Below are 14,032 nucleotides of genomic sequence, written 5' to 3'. Positions count from 1 at the left end.
GTCTACGCAAGCCGCTCCACCAAAGGAAGGCACACCATGCGCTGCACGCGCGTCGCTCTCTACGACATCAAGACCGGCTCCTTCGACGAGGTCATCAGCCAGGCGAAGGCCGGGATGGTTCCCTTGTTCAAGGGCAGTAACGGTTTCGTGTCCTACGGGGTTGCCCAGGTCGACAAGAACGCTTTCGTCTCCATCAGCACCTGGGAAACCAGGGCGCAGGCTGACGCAGCCGCCGCAAAGGCAGCGGACTGGGTGAAGACCAACAGTCGGGACCATTTCGCCCTGCGCAACAACTATGTCGGTGACCTCGCCATCGACACCGGCCATCGCGAGCCGGCGCCGATCACCCACTAGATCGTCCAGGTAGCGAGCCCCGCCGCGCATCGCGGCGGGGCTCGTCCCGTTCCACGTGGCTCGGCCGGCTGGGGGGTCGGGCTGGCACAGCGCTCCACTTGGCCATCGGAGACACGGCCTCTCGGCCGGCCCCGACGGCTGGGTCAGCCTGGCTTGACCGCCAGCGTCGCGAAATAGTGCGACATGTATTGAGCGGATGCGTCGGATTGGTGCGGCGCTTCCGCGAAGCCGGTGAGGACGAACCCCGCGGCGAGTTGCCCGCCGATCTGGCCGGTAAGGGTGTGGCTGTATTCAAGAGCGGCATCCGCGCCGAACTTCGTGGCGCGTTCCTCGGCGGAGTACTGCGTGACATCGCTGTAGGGCAGCTTGTGTACGACGATCAGCTCGCCGCGCTCGTCGAGCGCCTCGTGGTCGAACAAGTACACATCAGGGTTGAGGAAGCCCGCGAGCAGAGTTCCGCCCGGTCGCAGGACGCGGAAGCACTCACGCCACACCGGCGCCAAGTCTGGTACGAACAGGTTGGAGACCGGATGGAATACGACGTCGAATGTCGCGTCGCCGAAGGCGCTGAGGTCGCGCATGTCGCCTAGGACGGTTCGCAGCTCGAGTCCGTCGCGCGCCGCCACCATCTGGTCCTGGCCGAGCTGGCCGGGTGAGTTGTCGAACACGGTGACCCGCGCCCCTGCGGCGGCGAGGATCGGACCCTGCTGGCCACCGCCGGAGGCCAGGCACAACACGTCCTTGCCGGTCAGGTCCGTCGGCAGCCAGGAGCGGTCGACTGGCTCACGCCCGATGAGAACAATCGACCAGTCGCCCATGCGGGCGCGCTCGACATCCTCAGCGCTCACCGGCCTCGACCACTCGTTGCCGTCTTGGACATACTTGTCCCAGGCTGCCCGGTTGTGCGCAACGGGGTCGACATCACTGTCCTGCACGTTTTAACTCCCTGCTACAGCCAAGCGGACACCAGCGGTACCGACAGTTCGGTGCGGCTAGCCAACACGATTGCAGGGTGCGGGTTCAACGAAATTGGCGGGCATCGAGATGTCCACGGGCTCGACGGGTCGTCGCGCAGCGGGCCCGGAAAGGCCGTCAGTGCCCGCGTTGAGACCCTGGGACGAGAAGAGGGGCCGGACGCTGAGCGCCCGGCCCCTCTGTCGTTCTCGCCCCCAGGCTCTGAACCACGCTCTGACCTGCGGAAACGTGGTTCCCTGTGCCTCTTGGGAGGTGGCGGAGGATACGAGATTCGAACTCGTGAGGGGTTGCCCCCAACACGCTTTCCAAGCGTGCGCCCTAGGCCTCTAGGCGAATCCTCCAAGCGGAGAGGATACGCGAGGGGGCGGAGGTAGGGGAAATCGGGGGCGGCAGGCGCAAAGGGGCTGCTGGCGGGGTGCTGGTTGTCTAGGGTCGGGGGCATGGCTGGGGAACTGACGCTGCGACCGATCGAGGTCGGGGATGTGGATGCGGTTCAGGAGTTGATCGAGTCCGATCCTGGATATACCGAGCGGATCACCGGGTACCCGCCTGGGCCGGCGGATGCGCAGAGCTTGTTGATGATGCGGCCGGAGCAGCTGGACGAGGACGCCAAGGTCGTGCTCGGAGCGTTCCAGGATGGGCGGCTGGCGGCGGTGGTCGACCTGCTGCGGGGCTACCCGAATGACCACACCGCGTTCATCGGCCTTCTCGAGGTCCACTGGAATCACCAGGGCATCGGGCTCGGCAAGGCGACGTACGAGCTTGTGCAGCAGTACGTCGAGACGCACTGGCCCGAGGTGCGGACGCTGCGGCTGGCGGTCGTGGACACGAACGCGCACGTGGCGACCGGGTTCTGGCTCCGGCAGGGGTTCGAGCCCACTGGGGAAGAGCGTCCGTACAAGTACGACCGGCTGGAGTCGACGGCGCGGCTGTACGAGAAGCGCCTCACCTGGACGCATCCAGATCTGGTCGTGCGGGAGTCGGCGATCGCCGGACAGGGGCTGTACGCAACCAAACCCATTGCCAAGGGCACGGTTGTCGCGCAACTTTCAGGGCACAAGGCAACGACGGCAGAACTCAAGGAGCTCTTGAAGAATCCACCCGTCGACTCCATCACGATCGACGACGACGAACACCTTGTGCTGAGCAACGACCCGCGTCCGCCGATTGCCTATGGCAACCACAGCTGCGATCCGAACCTCTGGTGGATCGACGCCGTCACCCTCGAGGCCCGCCGGGACATCGCGGCGGGCGACGAGGTGACGAGCGACTACGGCACCTCCACCGGCGTCGACTTCGAGATGCGGTGTACGTGCGGTTCAGCACTCTGCCGCGGTGTCGTCACCGGCGAGGACTGGAAGCGCCCAGAGCTGCAGGAGCGGTACGGCGACCACTGGATCCCGATGCTGCTACGCAAGCAGCGCGGGAGCTAGCGCCTTCCACTGCTCGATCGGCTGCGGACCCGTCACACCGGTGATCACGTTGACAGCCACGTGGTCGGCGCCGGCATCCAGGTGCTCGGAGAGCTTGGCCTTGATGTCGGCCGGCGTCCCCCACGCGGCGAGCGCGTCGACCATGTCATCCGGCAGCTCCGCGAGGTCTTCCGAAGTGAACCCCTGCCGCCTGAGCGAGGCGGCGTACCCAGGGATGCGAGGGAAGAAGCTGATCGTGTCCCGCGCGATCGCCCGCGCCCGCGCTGCGTCGGTCTCCAGTACGACGAGATGGCTCACCGAGAGCAGCTTGTCCGGGCCGAGCACCTTGCGCGCCTCGGCAGAGTACGACGGGGTGATCAGGAAGGGGTAAGCCCCGGACGTCCGGTCCCGGGCCAGCTCCAGCATCCGCGGGCCGAGCGCCGCGAGCAGGCGACGTTCGGTCGGGACGGCATCCAGGCCGTCCAGCTCGTCAAGGAAGTTGTTCAGAGTGCTAAGCGGCTTGGGCCCGTGGGCACCGCCGAGGCCCACGGTGAACCGGCCCGGTGCCGATGCTTCCAGCGACGAGTACGTCGTACTGACGTCGGCCGCGCTATAGGTGTCGACAGCGAGGATCCCGCTGACGAACTTGATCGAATTGGTCGCGCCGATGAGGTCGGCGATGGTCTGCAGTCCGGGCAGTGGGCCGCCGGACAGCCAGATCGCGGGGTAGCCCAGCTTCTCGGCCGCGGCGGCGGCCTCGAGGGAGTGAGCGCTGCTGTCAAGACCGGTGGTGAGCCCGAACGGGCCGAATTGATGATCCGTCACGTAACCAGCTTAGATGCCGATTCCATGTTGGGCGGCGGCATCACGTACACTCTTGGCTGGTTCCCCGCGTGGCGGTATCTCGCCCAACTCCCCCAGGGCCGGAAGGCAGCAAGGGTAAGTGAGCTCTTCCGGGTGCGCGGGGAATCCTCATGTCCGGACCCCGGGCGTGCGGTCCGGCCCACGCAGGCGCGAACTAGGCTGATCGCACACCGACCGTGAGGAGTCCGATGAGCGAGGAAAGCCGCTACGTCCAGGAACTGATCATCGCCGAGCTCGGCGTCACCGCGTCGTTCGATCCGGACACCGAGATCGAGCGCCGGGTCGAGTTCCTGGCCGACCAGCTCCGGCGTACCGGCGCGTCGTCGTACGTGCTCGGCATCAGCGGCGGCGTCGACTCCAGTACGGCGGGACGCCTGTGCCAGCTGGCGGTCGAGCGAGTCCGGGCCGAGGGCGGTCAGGCGACGTTCATTGCGATGCGGCTCCCGTACGGCGTACAGGCGGACGAGGCGGACGCGCAGCGGTCGCTGGAGTTCATCAGACCGGACGAGACGCTCGAGGTGGACGTGAAACCGCCCACCGACGCGATGGTCGACTCGGTCCGGCACTCCGACCTGGGCGACCGCGAGGACTTCCACGTCGGCAACATCAAGGCCCGGCAGCGGATGATCGCGCAGTACGTCGTCGCCGGCGCGCGCGGCGGGCTCGTCGTCGGCACGGACCACGCGGCCGAGGCGGTGATGGGCTTCTTCACCAAGTACGGCGACGGCGCCTGCGACCTGACGCCACTGTCGGGGCTGACCAAGCGGCGGGTCCGGGAACTCGGCTCGCGGCTCGGCGCATCAGACGAGATCACCGGCAAGGTTCCGACCGCCGACCTGGAGACGAACAACCCGGGCGTACCGGACGAGATCGTCCTTGGGGTCACGTACGACGAAATCGACGACTTCCTCGAAGGTCGCGAGGTCAGCGAGAAGGCGGCCGCGACGATCATCGCCGCCCACCGCCGTACCGCCCATAAGCGCGCCGTACCGCTGGCGGTCTAAGCGGACAGCACGAACCCGGTGACCAGCTCGGTGTAGGCGGCCGGCTGCTCGGCGTGGACGAAATGACCGGCGCCGGTCGCGTAGTAGTACGTACCGCCGGCAACGTCGGACTGGAAGCGGCTGATCTCCTCCGGGCTGGTGACCGGGTCGTGCTCACCCTTGATCAGCAGAGCGGGTCGAGTCAGTTGGGCGAGCTGCGGAAGCAGTGACTCGAGGAACCCCGGCGTGCTGGTGATCTCCTCGGCGAACCTGCTCGCCCGGGCCTGGATCTCGTCGCTCAGCTCGGTGTCCGCCGGCAGTTGGAGCCCGCTCGCCTCCGGGCCGAGGTAGATCTCCATCCGCCGGTCGCCGAGCCGGCCGACCAGAGCGATCCGGTGGTCCCACATCTCCTTCGTCGCCGGCCCTTCGTGGGTGGGGAACTCGACACCGGGGAGGAGTTTGAGAGCCGCGCGTACCAGCGTGTCGGTGACCAGGACCATGTCCCACGGCGGGTTCTCGAAGATGACCTTGGTGACCGCGTCTGGGTGCATCACGGCGTACCGGAGGGCCAGGCGGCCGCCGTACGAGTGGCCGAGGATCGACCACGTCTCCAGGCCCAGTGCGGCGCGGAGTGCCTCGAAGTCGGCGATCACGTCGTGCTCGGTGACCGGTCCATCCAGCGGGTCGGAGTGCTGGACGCCGCGTTGGTCGACGCCGATCAGCCGGAGCCGTTGGGAGAGGTGGTCGCCCTGGAAGGACATGAAGTCGTACGAGCCGGAGCCGGGGCCGCCGTGCAGGTAGAGCAGGGCCGGAGCGTCCTCGGGGCCGCGCTGGTCGACGTACAGCCTGGTCCCGCGGATCTCCATCAGCATGTGGGCCAGGTTACGAGCTGTGGGCGAGTTGGCGCACCCGGTTGGCCAGCCGGGCCAGGCGGATGGTGGCGACGTTGCGGTACGCCGGGCGGAGGACGGTGGCCAGTGGGCCGGTCTGTTCGAAGGCGTGGGTGACCTGGCTGTCAGCGGTCATCGTCCAGGTGCCGACCTCACGGAAGCCAGGGACCTGCCAGACGATCTCGATGCGCTCCGGCTCGATCACTGTGTATTGCAGCTCGCCGCTAAGGCCTGGCCGGACTCGGAGCGCGTACGACGCTCCGACGGCAGGCTCGGCTGGTCCGTCGATGGAGAGGAAGGCCTCGTTCCACTCCGGTAGCTGCAGCGCGTCCAGCAGGACGTGCCGGATCGCGGCGGTGCCGGCGGGGATGGTGTCGGTGGCTTGCTCCATGACTATCTCTCCTGGGCGAGGGCGTGGTCGTGCTGTTGTCGGGGATCGCGCCGGCGGGCCAGCGCGGCTCCGGCGGGGAAGGCGTCGGCGACTGCTCGTAGCGTCGCGATGGTCTCGTCGAGTTGCTGCCCGGCGATGAGGCTGTTCATGGCGCGGTGCAGGCGGTTCTCCGCGGTGACGATGCGCCGGTGGAGCGCCCGGCCCTGGGTGGTCAGGCTCAGCGCGAGGTAGCGCCGGTCGACGGTGTCGATGCCGCGCTTCACCAGACCCTGCGCGACCAGGCGGTCGACGAGACGGCTTGGACTGTTGCCGGTCTCGCAGACCAGGAGACCGCCGAGCGCGTTGAGGGTCAGGGGGCCGTGGTCGCGCAGCACTCGCAGCACCTCGGCCTGTGAGGGCGTGATGCCCAGCGGGCGCAGCTCGGCGGCGAGCATCCGGTTGCCCTCGCGCTGGATCGCCAGCACGAGATACCGCAACTCCTCGACCACCTTCATGACAGATACATTACACGACACGTATGTCATGTCATCTATCTGCCGTGGCAAGATTCTTCTTGCGTAGGTGCCTGATCGGGTCCCGGAGAGTGCGCGGAAAGTGCGTGAGAAAGTCCGGTTGAGGTCATGGTCAAGGCCACGTCGCGACTGGCACAGTGGCTGCATGAAGGGTCTGATGCAGAACTACCAACTGTCCCTGGACAGCATCTTCCTCCGGGCTGAGCAGTTCTACCCGGACAAAACCGTCCACACCGGCGGTCCAGCGCCATCGACGATGACGTACGCCGAGTGGGCCGGCCGGACCAGACGCCTGGGTGGCGTGCTGGACACCCTCGGCATCAGCGCGGACGGGCGGGTGGCGACATTCGCCTGGAACTCGGGGCGCCACCTCGAGCTGTACTTCGCCGCGCCCTGCACCGGGCGGGTCCTGCACACGCTCAACATCAGGCTCTTCCCGGACCAGGTCGTCTACATCGCGAACCACGCCGAGGACGAGATCGCCTTCGTCGACCGGTCGCTGCTCGGGTTGTTCCTGCCACTGCTCGAGCGGCTGCCGTTGCTGAGACACATCGTGGTGATGGACGACCTGCCGCCCGGTGCGCCCGGAGTCGAGATCCCGGACGATCCGCGCTTCCACGACTACGAGGAGCTGCTGGCCGCGGCCGAGCCGGTCGACTTCCACGTCGAGGACGAGAACCAGGCGGCCGCGATGTGCTACACGAGCGGTACGACGGGTAACCCGAAGGGCGTGGTGTATTCGCACCGATCGACCTGGCTGCACTCGATCGGCGTCCTGACCAACGGGGGAATCGGCCTGGCCGAGACGGACATCGTGATGCCGGTCGTGCCGATGTTCCATGCGAACGCCTGGGGTCTCGCGCACGCGGCTCCGATGGCCGGCGCGTCGTTGGTATTCCCAGGGCCGGACATGACCCCGCAGGGGATCCTCAAGCTGCTGCAGGAGCAGGAGGTCACGCTGGCCGCGGGTGTCCCGACCATCTGGCAGGGCCTGTTGCCTTTGCTGGATGGGGTCGAGTTGCCGAAGCTACGACGCGTGCCGTGCGGCGGCTCCGCCGTACCGATGGCGTTGTCGGAGGCGTTCCGGGAGAAGCTGGGCAAGCCGATTCTGCAGGCGTGGGGGATGACGGAGACCAGCCCGGTGGCGACTGCGGCGCACGTGCCGGCTCGGTACGAGGAGCTGTCAGAGGACAAGAAGGCGCGGCTCCGAGCCCGGCAAGGGCAGCCACTGCCCGGCGTCGAGGTCCGGATCGTCGAGCCAGGGTCGATCACACCGCTGCCCTGGGACGACGAGGCCACCGGCGAGCTACAGGTCCGCGGGCCATGGATCGCGGCGGAGTACTACCGGCCTGATGAAGGCGTCCAGCTGAGCACCGAGGACGGCTGGATGAAGACGGGTGACGTGGCGGCGATCGACCAGTTCGGTTCGGTGCGACTCGTGGACCGGACGAAGGACCTGGTGAAGTCCGGTGGCGAGTGGATCAGCTCGGTCGAGCTGGAGAACCTCCTGATGGCTCATCCAGCCGTCAAGGAGGCGGCGGTGATCGGCGTACCTCATCCAAAGTGGGACGAGCGTCCGCTGGCCTGCGTCGTACTTCAGGAAGGCGCGGCCGCGACACCGGAGGAGATCCTCGAGTACCTACAGCCATTGGTGGCGAAATGGTGGCTGCCAGACGCGGTCGAGTTCATCGACGAGGTCCCGAAGACCTCCGTCGGCAAGTTCTCCAAGAAGGACCTGCGGACTCGCTTCGCCGATTACCACCTGGAGTAGACGGCCGAGCTGCGACCGGCGGGAACCCCACCGGTCGCAGGACACGGCTCAGCTGGTGGTGAGGACGAAGGTTGGCGAGACCTGGGAGGCCAGGGGCCACCCCGACCAGGTGAAGGCCGGTACGACGAAGCGGTACGAGACGCGGCCGCGTTGGACGGCGGTGAAGGTGTAGGTGCCCGCGCCGCTGCTGGTGTAGACCCACTTGACGTTGACCCAGGCGGTGCCGTTCCAGCGCTGCAAGGTCGTGCGCACGTTCGCCTTCGGGGTGAGACCTACTCGCGCTGTCACCTTCTGGCCGTAGTACGCGGTGGAGTCGTTGAAGCTGGCGGTCACCTTCGGCCGGGCGACTGTGGTCACTGCGCCGCTGGTGACACCGACGCCGAGGCCTTCGCCGGTGTAGACGTCAGGGACGACGATGCGGTACTGACGGGTTCCCCAGGCGGTTGGGCTGATGGTGAAGTTTCCGGTCGACGTCGAGCGGGTGCTGCCGACGACGTACCAAGCAGAAGTGGCGTTCGCGCGGGCCTGCAGGATGACCGTGCGCGGCGCCTCGGTCCATGGTTGCTCGAAGCAAGGACCGGGATCGCAGGCTTGCATCCAGCGCTCGATCCGGCCCTTGATCACGGTGAGCTGACCGTAGGTCGCGGTCGTCGGGATGGTCAGACTGGGGATTTTCTCGTAGTCGACGCGGTGAGTCTGCGCGTAGTTCAGGCCCCACTCGCTGTTGACCGCCACGCTCAGCTTGAACGGTGGCGCCGTCGGCCGCTCGAACGTCGCCTGCGTCGCGGTCGACCACGGCGTCCGCGGCTCGTACTGGTTGAAGTCCCGCGGGTTCGCCCACACCTGGTACTGCGGGGCCGCGGCCGGCAGGTCGAGCGGATCACCTGGATTCGGGTCGGGCGTAGGCGCTGACGCGTGCCACTTCACGGCGTACTTCGTCGGCGGCACGGATGCGATCGAGTCGATGATCGGCTTTGGCTGCCGCAGGGTGTCGAACAGCACCGACAGGCCCGCCGGACTCGTGGCCTGGCCGGCCGAGTCGACGACGATCACGCCCATTCTCAGCACCGGCTGGCCGCCGAGGGCGTCCGATGCGATGTCCATCTGGTTGGTGCCGTCGGCCGGCGGTGCGTAGTACGCGCCCGGGCCGTCCGGGTATTGGGCGTACACGCGGTTGGGCACGACGCCGACCTCGTCCCAGGTCACCCGGACGGTCGTGTGTGCGGCGTCGGCCCAGGCGACCTGGACGTTGGTCGGCGCCGGATCAGCGGCGTGCGCCGGTACCGCCAGCGCAGCGGTCGAGACAAGCCCCAGCGCGAGTGCTGCGGTCAGAGTGTGCATCCGGATTACCCCCAACGGTGGAAGAGCTTCACTGATCTTGATGCGCGGATGGCTCCGGAAGTTTCAGGTGAAGTCGACCCCGAAGTGCGTGCGCAGGTGAGTCAGCGTCGCGTCGACGAACTCGACCGGCCAGGGGTTGCCGGTCCGCTCGGCCAGGGCGGTGCCGCGGCGGATGAACTCGCGGGTGAGGTATTGGTTCGCCGCGATGATGCCGTCGGGTTCGAAGCCGGCCGCGGGGATCGCTTCCAGTGCTGCGCGCTGTTCGGTGGAGAGGTAGGCGTTGAGTCGCTTCGCGCCGCCAGTACGACGTACTCCGCGCTCGGCGAGCATCAACGCGATGAGCTGGTCGCGGACGGCGCCCACGCCCTGGTTGGCAACGATTCGTTCGTCTCGGCCCAGCACGGTGACCAAGTTGCCGAGGAAGTAGAAGAAGAGCATCACCGCTTGTTCCGGCCAGTACGGCGTACCGGGCCGACCGCCTTGCCGGGGTTGATCGCCATCGGGGAAGAGGGTTCCGTCGCGATCGAAGAGCACGCGTACGCCGTCGTACTGGAGCCGGTCGAAGGACGCCAGCGGGTGGAGGACGAGATCGACGTGCAGCCAGTCCGGAGTGATCCCGAGCCAGCCGAACGCCCCGGGGATCGGGTCCGCGAGGACGGTCGGCCCGGTCAGCGCGCCGAGGACCTCGCGCCAATGCTCCTCGAACCACGTCGTGCTGTCGTCGGTCACGACACAGTGCACGTCGACATCACTGAACCGATCCGCCTCACCCGACCCGTAACTCCCGGCGAGATACACCCCAAGGATCTGCTCATCGCTCGGCAACACCTCCCGAGCCCGCTCGATGACCTCACGCTGCCTGCCATCTCCACCACGCATCCCGTCACCCTAGGCCGACTACCACCCTTCTTCGGTGCGTGTCGGCGGGGTGGTCAGGGCGTGGGGAGGAAATGTCGGTCGGCGGCGCTAGGGTTGCGGGCGTGGAAGCACCCCTTGCGTTGTACCGCCGGTATCGCCCGGAGACGTTCTCCGAGGTGATCGGGCAGGACCATGTCACCGCGCCGCTGCGGAACGCGTTGAGCAACAACCGGGTCAACCACGCCTATTTGTTCTCCGGTCCACGCGGCTGCGGCAAGACCACCAGCGCCCGGATCCTGGCCCGCGCGATCAACTGCGAGAAGGGCCCGATCGCGGAGCCGTGCGGGGTGTGCAAGTCCTGCACCGATCTGGCCCGCGGCGGTCCGGGCAGCATCGACGTGATCGAGATCGACGCCGCGTCGCACGGTGGTGTGGACGATGCGCGCGACCTGCGCGAGCGGGCGTTCTTCGCGCCGGTGGAGAGTCGCTACAAGATCTACATCATCGACGAAGCGCACATGGTCACCACGCAGGGCTTCAACGCGCTGCTGAAGCTGGTCGAGGAACCGCCGCCGCACCTGAAGTTCATCTTCGCCACCACCGAGCCGGACAAGGTGATCGGGACGATCCGGTCCCGGACCCACCACTACCCGTTCCGCCTGGTCCCGCCGAAGGTGCTCGGCGACTACATGGCCTCGTTGTGTGAGTCCGAGGGTGTAGCGATCGAGCCGGCCGCGCTGCCCCTCGTCGTACGGGCTGGTGCGGGGTCGGTGCGTGACTCGCTGAGCGTCCTTGACCAGCTGATCGGTGGCGCCGGGCCGGATGGGGTGACGTACGAGCTGGCCGTGGCGCTGCTCGGGTTTACGCCGGATTCGCTGCTCGATGCGTGTGTCGACGGGTTCGCGGCGCATGACAGCAAGGCTGTGTTCGAGACGATCGAGAAGGTCATCGAGACCGGTCAGGACCCGAAGCGGTTCGCCGAGGACCTGCTGCGGCGACTGCGTGATCTGGTGGTGCTGTCCGCCGTACCGAATGCTGTTGTGTCCGGTCTGATCGAAGCTGCGGAGGATCAGGGGGAGCGGCTGCAGACGCAGGCGGCTGGTATTGGTTCGGCTGAGCTCACCCGGGCGGCGGACATCGTCGCGGCTGGTCTGCTGGAGATGCGGGGGGCGACCGCGCCTCGGCTTCAGCTCGAGCTGATCTGCGCGAAGGTCCTGCTGCCGGGCGCGGACGACTCCACCAACGGCATCCAGGCCCGCCTCGACCGGATGGAACGCCGGCTGACGATCGGCGTTCCTGCCGGTACGACGGACGCGGCGGCGGCTCCTGTGGTCGTGTCGGCTCCTACGGTCGCGTCGGGGGCGGCTGGCGCAGATGCAGCAACGAGCAGGGCCGCAGCTCGTGCCGCCGCGACCGGTGGCGCGGCAGGCCGTGACTCGGCTGGCGACGGCGCAGCGGACGGTGGTGGCGCGGGGGGCAGCGGCGGGCCGCGGGCAGGCGGCGCTGAGGCGAGTGGGGCTGCAGCCAGCGGCGGTACGGCGGTGGGCAGTTCGGCCGGTGCTGCGACGACGCCGGGCGCCGCGCCGAGTGGTGTGGGCTCAGGACAGGCCAGTGGCGGCAGGGCTGACTCAGCTGACGGCGACACGGGTCGCGCCGGCTCAGCTGGGGGTACGTCGGCACGGTCTGGTGCCTGGCCGGATGAGTCGGCGGCTTCAGCGCCGTCCGCAACGTCAACTGCTCCGGCGCCGGCAGCGCCGCAAGTATCTGCGCCTGCTGCGGGGGCTCCGTCGGCTGGGGCCGTGGGGTTGGCAGATATCCGGCGGTTGTGGCCTGAGGTGCTCGAGGCGGTGAAGGCGAAGCGGCGGTTCGCGTGGATCATGCTGAGCCAGAACGCGCAGGTCATTGCCATCGACGACCAGACCCTGACGCTCGGTCTGGTGAACGCGGGTGCGCGGGAGAGCTTCGCCCGTTCCGGCAGCGACGAGATCCTCCGCCAGGCAATGATCGACACCATCGGCCTCGACCGCCGCGTCGAAGCGGTGGTCGACCCCTCCACCGACCCAGGCTCAGGCGGCGGCCACGCCGGCGGCTCCCGGCCCGGCGGCCCAGCCACGGGCGGACCTGGCGCGGGCGGGCCAGGGGCGGGTGGCCCAGCGACGGGCGGACCGAGCGCGGGTGGTGCAGGAGCGGGCGGTCCGGGAGCGGGCAGTTCTGACTTGGGTGCTGCGGCAGGCAGGGCGGGTGCTGGCAGCGGTGGGTCTTGGGCCGACACAAGCACCCCAGGAGCAAGTGCTGGCGGAGCCGATGCCAGCGGATCTGGATCCGGCGTCGGCGACCCTGGAACCGGTGGGTCGGCTGCAGGTGGTGCTGGAGCCGGCGGACGGGGCGCAGGTGGTGCCGGAGCCGGCGGACCGGGCGCAGGTGCTGGCGGAACTGGTCCGGGTGGGCCACAGGGGTCGCCGGTCCAGCCGGGCAACCAGCGGGGTGCCGCTGGTAACCCGCTCTCGCAAGACAGCGGTGGTCGGCCGGGTGGTGCAGCGGGAAGCGCCGGGCAGTGGGCGGACGGGCCGGGGTCGGCGGTCGCCGTACAGGAACCGCCGCCGGAGTACGACGTACCGCCGGAGCCTGACCCGTGGGACGACGGGCCTGCACCGTCGGCCGGGGCGGGGACGGCGGAGGTGGATCGTCGCGAGCAGGCGGCAAGCAAGCGGCGCGCGGCGGAAGCGGCCGTGGCGGCGGAGCAGGCCCGCAAGGCCGCCGCGGCGCCCGTAGTGCCGGAGGTACCGCTGACGCCTGAGGAAGAGGCGGACACGATCGGCGAGGACGACGTGATCCTGGAAGAGGACTCCCGCTCGCACACCGACTTGCTCCGCGAGACCCTCGGCGCTCAGATCATCACCGAGGAGCCCAACTAACTCCCGGAGGCTGGTCATCCCGTGCGACCGGTAGTTGTCGGTGGTGGGTGGCAGATTGCCGCGTATGGGTTTCCAAGGCTGGACCGATGCGGCGTACGACGTACTGGCCGATATCGAGGGTGATCCGAGCCCAGCTCAGCTGGAGCCGCACCGCGACGACCTGGAGCGCTCTGTCCGCGGACCGTTGCAGGAGCTCTGCGATGAGCTCAATGCGACGGGCGAGTTCGGGACGTTCTGGCTGAGCGGGCTGTCTGAACGGCCGGCGGCGTGGCAGTCTCAGCGCGCGACGTGGTGGATCGCGCGGCGGATCCGGATCACGTTCACGTTCGACCTCGACCGGCTGACGCTCGGCGGCGGTTCGGCGAGTCCGGCCGGCGATCAGGTGGAACTGTTCCGCGCGATGGTCGACGCCGAGGCAAGCGGCGGGGAGCTCGCCGGGCTGGTCGAGCGGCTGCTCCGCAACGGCTTCGAACTCACCGGACCGAGCAGACTGCGCATGCCGGCCAAGTACTCGCCGGACCATCCGCGCGCCGACCTTCTCAGGCTGCGCTCCGTCTACGCCGAGAAGCCGATCGACACGAACGACATCGGCCTGATCACGCAGGCGCTGCGGCCCCTTGCCGAGCTCACCACCTGGTACACCGACTACGTCGTCACCACCGGCTGGGAGAAGCCGTAGCTCGTCCACAGTGGGTGGGGATGAGTACGGCGGGTGTCCACAGGATCCACAGGGTGTGGATAAAGGTGTCCACAAGGCTGTGGACAG

Annotated in this window: 12 protein-coding genes, 1 tRNA gene, 1 other RNA gene and 1 pseudogene; 7 read left to right on the top strand and 8 right to left on the bottom strand. The window is 68.2% G+C overall.

Annotation, left to right across the window (positions count from 1 at the left end):
* Positions 1-36 precede the first annotated feature (36 nt).
* Positions 37-354 carry an antibiotic biosynthesis monooxygenase gene (locus EV646_RS16620; protein ID WP_132149407.1) on the top strand — a complete coding sequence of 106 codons (318 nt, stop codon included), beginning with the start codon at positions 37-39 and terminating at the stop codon, positions 352-354.
* A 143-nt stretch (positions 355-497) separates the two neighbouring features.
* Here EV646_RS16620 and EV646_RS16615 read toward each other — a convergent pair whose 3' ends face one another.
* Both EV646_RS16615 and EV646_RS16610 read right to left on the bottom strand, forming a co-directional pair.
* The gene (locus EV646_RS16615) at positions 498-1,289 is read right to left on the bottom strand and encodes a class I SAM-dependent methyltransferase (RefSeq protein WP_132149405.1); all 792 of its coding nucleotides are present in this window, start codon (positions 1,287-1,289) and stop codon (positions 498-500) included.
* Positions 1,290-1,582: 293 nt separating this feature from the next.
* A tRNA-Ser gene (locus EV646_RS16610) sits at positions 1,583-1,670 on the bottom strand.
* 99 nt (positions 1,671-1,769) lie between these two features.
* Between EV646_RS16610 and EV646_RS16605 the strand changes: the two genes are divergently transcribed.
* A complete protein-coding gene (locus tag EV646_RS16605) occupies positions 1,770-2,762 on the top strand; it encodes a GNAT family N-acetyltransferase (RefSeq protein ID WP_132149403.1) in 993 nt (330 codons plus the stop codon).
* Here EV646_RS16605 and EV646_RS16600 read toward each other — a convergent pair.
* Positions 2,739-3,566, bottom strand: a complete 828-nt coding sequence (locus tag EV646_RS16600) for a TIGR03620 family F420-dependent LLM class oxidoreductase (RefSeq protein WP_132149401.1) — start codon at positions 3,564-3,566, stop codon at positions 2,739-2,741. The two genes, EV646_RS16605 and EV646_RS16600, sit on opposite strands and share 24 nt — an antisense overlap.
* A gap of 55 nt (positions 3,567-3,621) precedes the next feature.
* Here EV646_RS16600 and ffs point away from each other — a divergent pair.
* Positions 3,622-3,718, top strand: an RNA gene (gene ffs, locus EV646_RS16595) — signal recognition particle sRNA small type.
* 75 nt (positions 3,719-3,793) lie between these two features.
* Positions 3,794-4,609: an ammonia-dependent NAD(+) synthetase gene (gene nadE / locus EV646_RS16590; RefSeq protein ID WP_132149399.1), complete on the top strand. Its 816-nt coding sequence runs from the start codon at positions 3,794-3,796 to the stop codon at positions 4,607-4,609.
* Here the strand turns inward: nadE and EV646_RS16585 are convergent.
* The 3 genes from EV646_RS16585 to EV646_RS16575 are packed head-to-tail and all read right to left on the bottom strand — an operon-like array spanning position 4,606 to position 6,363.
* Entirely contained in the window at positions 4,606-5,460 is an 855-nt protein-coding gene (locus tag EV646_RS16585; protein WP_132149397.1) for an alpha/beta fold hydrolase, read from the bottom strand. The two genes, nadE and EV646_RS16585, sit on opposite strands and share 4 nt — an antisense overlap.
* Positions 5,461-5,470: 10 nt before the next feature.
* Positions 5,471-5,869 (bottom strand): SRPBCC family protein, encoded by a 399-nt coding sequence (locus EV646_RS16580; protein WP_132149395.1) that lies wholly within the window; start codon positions 5,867-5,869, stop codon positions 5,471-5,473.
* Between the two features lie 2 nt (positions 5,870-5,871).
* A complete protein-coding gene (locus EV646_RS16575) occupies positions 5,872-6,363 on the bottom strand; it encodes a MarR family winged helix-turn-helix transcriptional regulator (protein WP_132149393.1) in 492 nt (163 codons plus the stop codon).
* Between the two features lie 163 nt (positions 6,364-6,526).
* Between EV646_RS16575 and EV646_RS16570 the strand changes: the two genes are divergently transcribed.
* Complete coding sequence (locus EV646_RS16570; RefSeq protein WP_241996061.1) at positions 6,527-8,152, top strand: long-chain fatty acid--CoA ligase; 1,626 nt, start codon at positions 6,527-6,529, stop codon at positions 8,150-8,152.
* Positions 8,153-8,200: 48 nt separating this feature from the next.
* On the opposite strand, the gene EV646_RS16565 is transcribed toward EV646_RS16570, so the two are convergent.
* Together EV646_RS16565 and EV646_RS16560 are read right to left on the bottom strand one after the other, a co-directional pair.
* The gene (locus EV646_RS16565) at positions 8,201-9,493 is read right to left on the bottom strand and encodes a hypothetical protein (RefSeq protein WP_132149391.1); all 1,293 of its coding nucleotides are present in this window, start codon (positions 9,491-9,493) and stop codon (positions 8,201-8,203) included.
* A 63-nt stretch (positions 9,494-9,556) separates the two neighbouring features.
* On the bottom strand, positions 9,557-10,372 hold the full coding sequence (locus tag EV646_RS16560) for an aminoglycoside 6-adenylyltransferase (RefSeq protein WP_132149389.1): 816 nt from the start codon (positions 10,370-10,372) through the stop codon (positions 9,557-9,559).
* A gap of 71 nt (positions 10,373-10,443) precedes the next feature.
* On the opposite strand from EV646_RS16560, the pseudogene EV646_RS16555 reads away from it, so the two are divergent.
* Both EV646_RS16555 and EV646_RS16550 read left to right on the top strand, forming a co-directional pair.
* Positions 10,444-12,762 (top strand): annotated as a pseudogene (locus EV646_RS16555) (DNA polymerase III subunit gamma and tau); the annotation flags it as partial.
* A gap of 568 nt (positions 12,763-13,330) precedes the next feature.
* Positions 13,331-13,945: a DUF2461 family protein gene (locus EV646_RS16550; RefSeq protein ID WP_132149385.1), complete on the top strand. Its 615-nt coding sequence runs from the start codon at positions 13,331-13,333 to the stop codon at positions 13,943-13,945.
* Positions 13,946-14,032: the final 87 nt, after the last annotated feature.

The sequence above is a fragment of the Kribbella antiqua genome, assembly GCF_004345665.1.
Lineage (GTDB): Bacteria > Actinomycetota > Actinomycetes > Propionibacteriales > Kribbellaceae > Kribbella > Kribbella antiqua.
The sequence above is the reverse complement of the archived record's forward strand: the minus strand, read 5'-3'. Positions and strand labels throughout refer to the sequence as shown.

What these genes read in the sequence shown, in the direction of transcription:
- EV646_RS16620 (WP_132149407.1), top strand. Translation starts at nt 37, where the DNA reads ATGCGCTGCACGCGCGTCGCTCTCTACGACATCAAGACCGGCTCCTTC.
- EV646_RS16605 (WP_132149403.1), top strand. Translation starts at nt 1,770, where the DNA reads ATGGCTGGGGAACTGACGCTGCGACCGATCGAGGTCGGGGATGTGGAT.
- nadE (WP_132149399.1), top strand. Translation starts at nt 3,794, where the DNA reads ATGAGCGAGGAAAGCCGCTACGTCCAGGAACTGATCATCGCCGAGCTC.
- EV646_RS16585 (WP_132149397.1), bottom strand. Translation starts at nt 5,460, where the DNA reads ATGCTGATGGAGATCCGCGGGACCAGGCTGTACGTCGACCAGCGCGGC.
- EV646_RS16580 (WP_132149395.1), bottom strand. Translation starts at nt 5,869, where the DNA reads ATGGAGCAAGCCACCGACACCATCCCCGCCGGCACCGCCGCGATCCGG.
- EV646_RS16575 (WP_132149393.1), bottom strand. Translation starts at nt 6,363, where the DNA reads ATGAAGGTGGTCGAGGAGTTGCGGTATCTCGTGCTGGCGATCCAGCGC.
- EV646_RS16570 (WP_241996061.1), top strand. Translation starts at nt 6,527, where the DNA reads ATGAAGGGTCTGATGCAGAACTACCAACTGTCCCTGGACAGCATCTTC.
- EV646_RS16565 (WP_132149391.1), bottom strand. Translation starts at nt 9,493, where the DNA reads ATGCACACTCTGACCGCAGCACTCGCGCTGGGGCTTGTCTCGACCGCT.
- EV646_RS16560 (WP_132149389.1), bottom strand. Translation starts at nt 10,372, where the DNA reads ATGCGTGGTGGAGATGGCAGGCAGCGTGAGGTCATCGAGCGGGCTCGG.
- EV646_RS16550 (WP_132149385.1), top strand. Translation starts at nt 13,331, where the DNA reads ATGGGTTTCCAAGGCTGGACCGATGCGGCGTACGACGTACTGGCCGAT.